This window comes from Rubritalea sp., assembly GCF_039830215.1.
In the GTDB taxonomy this organism is placed as follows: domain Bacteria; phylum Verrucomicrobiota; class Verrucomicrobiia; order Verrucomicrobiales; family Akkermansiaceae; genus Rubritalea.
The window spans coordinates 1-8,918 of record NZ_JBDOPO010000128.1; the positions used below are offsets into that span (position 1 = coordinate 1).

The following is an 8,918-nucleotide window of genomic DNA, read 5'->3' on the forward strand; positions in this document are numbered from 1 at the left end:
AATTTTGGCTGCGGCTGGTCCTTGGTAGAGGACTCTGCCATCGTGATCTTTCTGGGCTGGCCGACTTTAGTTTCCCAAACGACAAAACGGCTAGAATCCAAGGCATACTGGACTAAGTTGCACTGTACTTAATGCCGAAAACAATATCCATAAAGAACTTACCACCATATACATACAACTTAATAATGGCACCATACTGGCGTAACTCGCCCCTCCACTTGCCGTCAGGAGAATGCTCGGATGGATCGTTATGCTTCTTTGGCGCCTTATCCTTAGGAGTTGAGGTTAACTCTCGACGATTCCAAGGCTTCTAGCAATTTTTCACTTTAACCTCAGTGCCGTAAGACTAGAGCAGAACTAGATCGACAGATAGCTTTCCAGGACCTTTGCCCATAGCCTCCCCGATGACAGTATGGCAAAACACTAGTTTCGCTTCTACTGAGGTAGAGAAATCACACAACCACGATCAAGTGACGCCGGACTAGATACTGTAGAACATTCTGAATGAGTCGCTCTCCCAGTTTGCTTAACCTTCATTTTGTTGCTGCAGAGAGCCTTTGGACATAGGCCTGCCGTAGTTACCTCTCTCCCAAAGTTATCTGAATGTATGCTACACCCGCCAAAGCAACTAAGCCGAGAAGCCCGTGCATTATAGAATTGTATAGCCTAAACTGGCACCCTCTTAAAACCCCTATCAAATCCTCATCCAGTACCGGGGCATCAGCCGTTCTTCAAGTATACACCTAACTAACAAAGTCACGAATTTACTGGAATCCATCGGCCTTCAGCAGCATAAACACCTATGCCTGCCACACGTAAAACTTACTAGCAGGGAGACCTTGAGATGTTTGATGTAGCCCTTATCGTCCTGTTTGCCCTTATGGGTGATGTCGTATTCAAGAAGCTTGGGCTACCCGGAATCCTCGGAATGATTGCCACTGGTCTGATTTTAGGCCCCAGCGGATTTGATATCATCCGTGACGGCACCCTCGATGGCCTCAAGGAATTTAAAACCGTTGCTCTGATCATCATCCTCAGTCGAGCTGGCTTAGGCATAAGCAAGTCAACACTCAACAGGATTGGTGGACCAGCCATCAAAATGGGAATCATCCCCTGTATTATAGAAGGTGGAACCATTACTTTACTGGCGTGGAAGTTCTTTGGCTTTCAGTTCTACGAAGCGGGTATGTTGGGCTTCATCATCGCAGCGGTTTCTCCAGCAGTCGTGGTCCCCGCAATGTTAGAATTAAAAAGTGGCGGCTTTGGCAAGAAGAAGGAAGTCCCCACACTGGTACTGGCAGGAGCATCGCTGGACGACGTGATAGCTATCACGCTCTTTGGAGTATTCGCGGGGCTAGGTTCTGGCCAGCAGGCCAACTGGCTCATCGTGCTCGTTGGCGTTCCATCCGGAATTATTCTAGGCGCAATAGGAGGAGCTCTACTTGGATACATATTCGTCTGGTTCTTCAAAAATTTCCACATGCGTGACACGCTAAAAGTCATTATTTTTACTACTATAGCGACCATGTTCTATGCTTTCTCTGAGCTACCGGCGGTGAAGAGCACCCTGCCTATCGCAGCATTACTTGGAATAATGGCCATAGGTTTTGTCATCCTTGAGCACCACAATCAGCTGGCTGGCAGAATGGCTGCAAAATTTGGCAAAATCTGGGTATTCGCAGAAATCCTCTTGTTCGTCTATATCGGCAGCGAAGTGCGCATCGACGAAATCGCCTTTTCTTCGGTTAGTTCAGGTCTCGCTATTATTGTTATGGGACTTCTCGCACGAAGCACTGGTGTGTTCGTTTCTCTCATCGGTTCCTCACTGAACTTCAAAGAAAAGATATTCTGCGTGATGGCGTACTGGCCAAAAGCCACGGTCCAAGCTGCCATTGGCACAGTTCCTCTAACTATGGTGTTTTCAGGGAAAATAGCTGACACATCAGAACAGACAGGGCAACTCATCCTAGCTATCGCAGTTTTGAGTATTCTGCTCACTGCTCCATTGGGCGCTATTTGCATCAAGCTCTTTGGCAAAAAGCTCTTGGTCTGCGACTGATTTTATCCAATGAAGTCCACCACAGCACCGACAAAATAATTAGCTCAGGACATGACGTGAAAATCGGCTTTTCAAATCCTTTTCCGCGATTACTCTCCGAGCATGCTAGCAAACGCAAAAGCTGTATTTTTCGACTTTGACGGCGTCATTTTAGACACCGAATGGCCAATCTACCAAACATGGCTCAAACTCTTCCAATCTGAAGGGCAAGATTTACCAATCGAAACCTACGTCCAATGCATTGGCTCAGATTTTGATACTTGGTCACCTGAAAAGCACCTCGAAGAACTCACTGGCAAGAATTATGACTGGGAAACCATCAATCCCGACCGTCAGATAGAAATTCACGCAGCTCTTCAGAATCCGATCGCCCTCCCTGGCGTGCGCGACTTGTTTGAACACCTTTTTACAGAAGGTACACCCATTGTTGTAGTCTCCTCTTCCTCTCATGACTGGGTAGACACTTGGCTAGAAAAACTCAAGCTCATGCCAATGGTCGATCTAACTATTTGCAAAGGTGACGCTCCACGCATCAAGCCAGCCCCCGATCTTTACCTTGAAGCTGTCCGTCAGATCAAACTTCCAGCTGACCAATGCTTGGTAATCGAAGATTCGCTAAATGGCACAAAAGCTGCCATAGAAGCTGGTTGCCAGACCTGCGCTGTTCCATCACGCCTCACCAACTGTCTTGACTTTTCGATAGCTGATAGAGTGCTTGGCTCACTGAAAGAGCTCCTCCCCCCTGCGCGTCTAGTTTCAGAGTAAACCACTCAGCAATATCCAGCCCCGAGTATTCAGCAACTTTTCCTATGTTCCTTTTAAACAAGGCATTTGAGCTTCGCAACAAAGCCAACCAAAACATCGATGAAAAAACATTCCTCGAGCACCTGGAGGACCTGCGAACCACTATCACACGCATCGTAGTCACCTTACTGATTGCGACTATTGCATGCTACTCCTTGAAGGACGTATTGATGGACCTGCTGCGCAAGCCGCTGGAAGTTGTATGGGAACAATCCCAACAAGAGCGCCTACCTGACACTATTAGCCCAGACCAATGGGAACAAGCCAAGAGCGCCTCTTATAACTCCTCTGGATTGAATCCTAAAGAGAAAACTATCTTCTATGCCCAGTTCCAAGACAAAGACCTCTCTTTCTATGCCGAGTGCGCTGGTTATTACCGCGCCGCTCAGTCGTTCGCAACCCTAGAGGAAAAACAGCAATTCATCGACACTATACCAAATATTGACCCGAAACTCAGCACCACGGTCCATGAACTACTGATTAGAGAACCTAGCTCGAAGATTGGAGCCAAAAATAAGGTAATCAAAATGCAGTCGATGCACCCGACGGAGACTTTCATGCTCTCACTCAAGTTGGCCTTCTTCGCCGGAATGATCGTTTCCTTTCCCTTCATCCTAGTCTTTATCCTACAGTTTGTCCTGCCTGGCTTGAAATCCACCGAACGAAAAGCTCTGTGGCCGGCACTCATCGTAGGTTTTGGACTCTTCCTTACAGGTGTCTTTTTCTGCTACTTCTTGGTGCTACCTAAGGCCTTAGAATTCTTCTATGTGTATTCTGGAAGCATGGGAGTTGAAAACGAATGGCGCATCGGTTGGTACATAACCTTTGCTACCCAATTCACCCTCATCTTCGGTCTCGCATTTGAACTCCCAGTAGTGGTCATGACCTTGGTAAAACTCGGACTACTCGACTACGATCTGATGAGCCGCACACGCTCCTACGCAGTTATCTCCATCTTTGTGATAGCCGCTATCATCACACCGACTGGCGACATGCTCACTCTCAGCATGCTGGCAGTCCCCATGTCCTTACTCTATGAAGTCTGCATTTGGTTCGCCTTCTTTATCCGAAAGAAAGAGCTCGAAAAGGAAGCTGAAGAAATGGCACTCTACGAGCCTCGTCTAGTTCCTGCCCCCGGAACCGTCGCAGCACATGACGATGATGTTATTCAGGACTACGACCACGACTATTTCGAACAAAGCCCTGAGCTTCAACAAGAAGGTGAAGGTGAAGAACTAGATGACGAAGATGAGGGAACCCTCACCAGCGAAGGTGAGTCTTCCGAGGTTTTCAACGACCTCAGAGAAGTATATGACCCCTATGCTGATGAAGACTCCGAAGAACCAATTTCAGATGATCCTTCAGATAGTAACGACAACTCAGAGCAACCTAAAGACTCCTAAACCCACAGCTCCATTAGTATGAAATCAATGACCGGATTTGGCCGCGCATCGCAGGCTTCTAAAACACTCGTCGCCAACGTAGAGGCGAGCTCAGTCAACCGCAAGCAAGGTGAAGTGGTTGTCCAACTCCCGCGTAACTACGCCGAGCTCGACTCTGAAGTCCGTAAGCTTGTTCTCGGCAAAGTCTCTCGGGGCCGAGTCTCTGTAAGCATTTCACTGGAGCAAACGGACAATGCTCCGAGCCCTATCAGCGTCGACTCCAAACGCGCTAAGGCACTATCGGATGCTCTCAAATCACTCAGCCACGAAATTGGCCAACCTCTCGACATAAATGCGGCCGACATTCTTCGCGCACCAGACATTATCACGTTCGAGGACAAACAAGTATGCATTGATTCAGTCAGAGCAGTGATTATGCCCGCTCTAAAGACCGCTATTGACAGCCTAGTCGAGATGCGCAGCCGTGAGGGACACGACCTAAAACAAGACACACTTGAGCGCTTAGACAGCCTCGAAGTTGAGGCTAGTGCGATCGAAGAGCATTCCCCATCAGTCATCACACGCTATCGAGAAAACCTCCTACGCCGCCTCAATGAAGCAGGCCTAGAGTTCGACCTCAGTGACGAACGCGTTCTCAAGGAAGTTGGCATCTATGCCGAGCGCTGTGACATCAGCGAGGAAATCACCCGATTGCGCTCCCACTTCGCGAAGTTCCGCGAATACTTAGACTCCTCACAACCAGTCGGCAGATCACTGGATTTCCTCTGCCAAGAGGTCAACCGAGAATTCAACACTATAGGATCCAAAGCCAATGATGCCACACTAGCTCAACACGTGGTCACTGCAAAAACGGAGCTCGAAAAAATCCGCGAGCAAATTCAAAACGTAGAGTAAGCACAGAATAAAATGGCTCGCTGCCAAGTTTCTGACAAAACGAAAAGCTTAGTCCAATTTACCAATTCCGATCATCAAGTTTTCCTTATAGAGCTTTTAGATTCCTTCTGAGTCGAGTGCGCCATCAATATTATAGAGTTCGTAGAGTGAAGCTTCAATCCTATCGCCATTTCTGGGGTTATTGTTGAGCGCCTCTTCCCCGTTTGTTGCTATAGCATAAAAATGCTCATCAAACTTTACAGGTTCAGAAAATGGGGGATGTCCCTCAGATCGTTAAAACTCAGCTGAGGTTGATTGCGTGATTTGTATCATTTAGTTGATGTTGGGCAACTACTTTCTTGCGCAGTATCCGCTGGAGTGGAGTCCTCTGAGCGTAGCGAGGTGGACGTAACGGAGGCGGATAATGCGGCCACCAATGCCCCTAGATCTTTAGCGTGACGAATCTTATTGAAACCTGATTCTGCCCATAGCATACCGCTTGCGCTCCAGCGACTTACCATGTCTTTTTTCAGACTCCAACGCTTCACATTACCGGTTGCTTCTCTCCAATTTCTGAAGGAATTCTCTATGCTGTTAGTGTTCAGAAATGTCACATTCAACGTTGATGGAACGTTAAGTAAATGTAGGCTTATTAGGTCTAACTTCCTCTCTTTTAGGGCTATCGATGCGGCTGCGTTCCTTTCGCTCAAGAAGTCTAGAATGTCTTCAAATGCTTCCTCTCCAGCCTTCTTCCCTTGGGCGTTGCGCAGCGCTGTGCAGTAGTTGTCGAAATCTGCGCGATCACGTGCTCTGAGCTTATCCCTGGTGTGCCTCTGCATGTGCACTAGGCACTCCTGCTGGATAGCATTTGGCCAGTGCTTATGGACTGCTTTCTTTATCGCTTTGCTGCCGTCTCGAACCACCAGTAACGGCTGATCTTCACGAGAATCTATTCCTCGATCCTTCAAGCGATCTAACAAACCTCCTACTGCCGTAGAATTCTCTGAACTGCCTTCCTCAAAGTCTAGCATCAGCTTATTTCCGTCACGGTCTATACCCATTGCTACAATAATCCAGACTTCATTGGCTAGACGTACTCCGTCGATCATCAAGGCCAGAAAACCTTGCTCTTTAAGTGATCGATTTCGCAGTAAGTCTAACTGCTCAAGACTCTTTTCTTGCCACATTCTGCTGGCCGCACTTTTGCTCAATCCATTAGGCTTTGCTCGGGCTGCTCCACGCTGGGAGAGACCTTGCTCCATGTAGCTTACAACTTCTGAAAAGAGGTTTCTCTGAGTTGAGGCTGCTTGGTAGACCTCTAGCTGTACCTCCCCTTCAGAATCACGCACTCGAGGCCGGCGGATAGCTTCCTTATCACCTTCTAGGTAGACGCTTCCCATCTCACTTCCACTGCGCGCGTAGTCGCTTTCTGAGGGCTTATACTTTCCTCCACACAATCCGTTGACTTCCTGCTCCATCGCATCAAATAACGCCATTCTGACGCTTTGACGGAGTGTTTGCTGGAGGAGATCGACGGCTTCAATTTCTGAGGCTTGTGCTAGGACACTTCTTAGACTAATTTCGTCCATGGTTGTTGGTTGTTTTAGTTTATTTCAAAGCCATGCTAACGCATGGTAAACAATCAGCCAACAGCCTGTTTTAACGACTCAGGGGACACTTCCGTCTTTTAACCATGCTGCATTTTGAGACTTGTGATGTAACCAAGAATAGATTTTCCAGTCATCATATGAACTTAATTTCTTCATTAGGAATGAATCAGCGTTGAATTCAGAAAACTTCGATCCATTGGTCGCAAAGACTCCCCCTAGAAAAGGTAACTTATAATTATGTCTTCCGAGTATCCACACAGAATCAGACCAGCCGTCTACTTTCGAGAATGAGACCATGTTTATTTAGGCTAACGTGGAGATGTGGCGACGGCTGTGCGCAGCACAGTCGTTGCCACTATCGTCTGGTTGGCTCTCGATTATCTTATGCTCTGGCTACTTGCCATACTTCCACTTTCCGTCGACCTTCGAGAAATCGACCGTATGGCCTGAGCGTCGACCATTCGAGACTAGGCGATACCTGAACGCTACCTTTGCTGTGTCGCCTTCAACTTTCTGTGCCCACTCAATAGGCTTCTTCCAGTCGATATCTTTTGCCCTTTCAATAAAGTTGGCTCTGGATTCTTCAGATTCTTTAATCACTCGATATACTGTCCCTGTGGAGAGCTCATACATTCTCTCTAAGTCGCCTTTTGCAGCTGCTTTCTGAAAAAACACAAAAGCTCCAGCCGGAGAGTCTGAGGCTGGTGGTTCTTCCAGTAGGTTCTTGTAGTCAATGGCGTGGAGCGATGCGCAAGACATCAGTGAGATTAGGAGGATTACGAATCGATTCATTCTATTCATTTTTTCGTTTATGTTTATTCGCTGAAACTTGGTTCTCTTCTCCAGACAAGGTAGTCCATGTCATTGGTTTCAGAGGATTTGATGATGACGTGCTCTTTTCTGTATCTACTAAATGTCAGGGTGACTGGTTTCCCTTTCACTTCGAAATGCACTTTGGTTTCGTCCTTTTCTTTGTGCTCAGAAGTGTAAGTTTCATCAAACTTTTCAGAGGTAATTCTATCTTCGTTGATGCTTAGATTATATCGCTCCTCCCTGCTTTTAAAACGCTCCAGCATCTTCTTTTTTTCTTCTTCGGGTAGCTGGCCGAGTCTGATGGCTTTGTCTACTGTTTCGTCTGCATCGAGTCGCCACGAACCGACGACATCCAATTTCTTTTCAGTGCAACCAGCGCAAAGTAAAAGCAGACCTATGAGTATGAGAGGAATTTCTTTTTTCATTTCTTTAGCCAACGTCCAGGATAACCTATAGCAGTAGTGAGCGCAGCGAATGGATGCTATTAGGTTGATCCGCTTGTTCTAGTGTTTCTTTTCGTTTAGTTCAATTAGGTTCAGTAATGGTTCTTTAGGGAATGTTGAAAAACGATAATAACTGCAACTGATAACAATTAATATGCAGATGAAAAATCCATAATAAGTAAGCTTACCAAACTTTACAGTTTCTAACTTATGTCTCTCAGATTTTACGTCCTTTATAATTGTTAAGAGTCTAATACCATTACTATTTCCATTATATGTTCTCTTAAATTTAAAGACTCTGTCTAAATATGAGAGGCTTACAAAAGTCAAAATGAAAAAGCTGATGATTATTATGTCGAGGGTTATTATCATTTTATTACTAGAACGTAAAGCACACCGACTGATGACCACTCAGTGTACTTAAGGATTTATGTGATGATGGAATTGTCATGGAAATAGGACTCTAAAGTTGGTCATCAGTTGGGTGCAGCGTCTTGTTATGTATTTTGATGCTTTCGAACGCGCAGAACAGAATACAACCGATACATTAAATAGCCCCAAAGAGCACTATTTAAGACAACAACAATCCATTCAATTGAGTTAGGGAGATTCTTGCTAGCCCATGGAGACCATAAATAAAACATCGGAGCTATCAATATATCGGTTAGCCAGTCAGCAGAGGTCTCTAAGATGCTCGGCTCCTCGTATGAATCTATATCCATGGAAAACGACAATGCAAATGAGATGCACAGCAACACTAAGTGGGCGATAGAAAAACTAACCCAGACAAGGAATCGTCTTATTTTAGACATAACGTAAAGCACACCGACTGATGACCACTCAGTGTACTTAAGGATTTATGTGATGATGGAATTGTCATGGAAATAGGACTCTAAAGTTGGTCATCAGTTGG

The 8,918-nt window shown here is 46.2% G+C and carries 7 protein-coding genes; 4 read left to right on the forward strand and 3 right to left on the reverse strand.

Annotation, left to right across the window (positions count from 1 at the left end; genetic code table 11):
• Nucleotides 1-844: 844 nt before the first annotated feature.
• The 4 genes from ABGY95_RS04310 (at nt 845) to ABGY95_RS04325 (ending at nt 5,160) form a co-directional block, all read left to right on the forward strand.
• The gene (locus tag ABGY95_RS04310; RefSeq protein ID WP_347440469.1) at nt 845-2,059 is read left to right on the forward strand and encodes a cation:proton antiporter; all 1,215 of its coding nucleotides are present in this window, start codon (nt 845-847) and stop codon (nt 2,057-2,059) included.
• Nucleotides 2,060-2,161: 102 nt separating this feature from the next.
• On the forward strand, nt 2,162-2,824 hold the full coding sequence (locus tag ABGY95_RS04315; protein ID WP_347440470.1) for an HAD family phosphatase: 663 nt from the start codon (nt 2,162-2,164) through the stop codon (nt 2,822-2,824).
• Nucleotides 2,825-2,868: 44 nt separating this feature from the next.
• Complete coding sequence (gene tatC, locus ABGY95_RS04320) at nt 2,869-4,266, forward strand: twin-arginine translocase subunit TatC (RefSeq protein WP_347440471.1); 1,398 nt, start codon at nt 2,869-2,871, stop codon at nt 4,264-4,266.
• A gap of 18 nt (nt 4,267-4,284) precedes the next feature.
• Nucleotides 4,285-5,160, forward strand: coding sequence for a YicC/YloC family endoribonuclease (locus tag ABGY95_RS04325; protein WP_347440472.1), 876 nt, complete (start codon nt 4,285-4,287; stop codon nt 5,158-5,160).
• A gap of 308 nt (nt 5,161-5,468) precedes the next feature.
• Here the strand turns inward: ABGY95_RS04325 and ABGY95_RS04330 are convergent, their stop codons facing one another.
• The 3 genes from ABGY95_RS04330 to ABGY95_RS04340 form a co-directional block, all read right to left on the reverse strand.
• Nucleotides 5,469-6,728, reverse strand: coding sequence for a transposase (locus ABGY95_RS04330; RefSeq protein ID WP_347440473.1), 1,260 nt, complete (start codon nt 6,726-6,728; stop codon nt 5,469-5,471).
• A 414-nt stretch (nt 6,729-7,142) separates the two neighbouring features.
• Entirely contained in the window at nt 7,143-7,541 is a 399-nt protein-coding gene (locus ABGY95_RS04335; protein WP_347440474.1) for a hypothetical protein, read from the reverse strand.
• Between the two features lie 23 nt (nt 7,542-7,564).
• Nucleotides 7,565-7,987: a hypothetical protein gene (locus ABGY95_RS04340; protein ID WP_347440475.1), complete on the reverse strand. Its 423-nt coding sequence runs from the start codon at nt 7,985-7,987 to the stop codon at nt 7,565-7,567.
• Nucleotides 7,988-8,918 lie beyond the last annotated feature (931 nt).